Genomic DNA, 507 nt, shown 5'->3' with positions numbered 1-507 from the left:
ACTGGGATCGTCGAGTCCGGTATCGATGCGCGCGTGTCGTTCCAGCTCTCCAGCACGAGTGTGCGCTCGTCCGGATCCAGGATTTCGTACCCCTCGATCCGCCCGCGCGGATCCGCGACGATCAGCTCGAGCAACCGCACATACCGGGCCGCGATACCCTCCACCGTCGCCCGATCGAACAGATCACTCGCGTACTCGACAACCCCCGCCAGACCCTGGTGGCCGTCGTGGGCGACGGTGACGGACAGATCGAAACGCGACGTCCCCGTCGGCGCCGGCAATGTGGTCCATTCCAACCCTGGGAACGCGACATCGGGAAACACATTATCCTGCATCGCAAACGACACCTGAAACAACGGATGATAGGCCGTCGAGCGAACCGGATTCAGCAACTCCACCAACCGCTCGAACGGCGCATCCTGATTCTCGTACGCACCTAGAGCCTTTACCCGCACCCGGTCGAGGACCTGATCGAACCGCGGATTCCCCGACACATCCACCCGCAAC

1 protein-coding gene is annotated in these 507 nt (G+C 62.7%); it reads right to left on the bottom strand.

From position 1 onward, the window contains the following. On the bottom strand, positions 1-455 hold a 455-nt coding region (locus AC1DWT_RS51845; RefSeq protein WP_477926352.1), incomplete at its 3' end, for a condensation domain-containing protein. Between the last annotated feature and the right edge of the window lie 52 nt (positions 456-507).

Source organism: Rhodococcus sp. P4_B6 (genome assembly GCF_056402215.1).
This window is presented reverse-complemented; position numbering and strand designations above follow the sequence as displayed.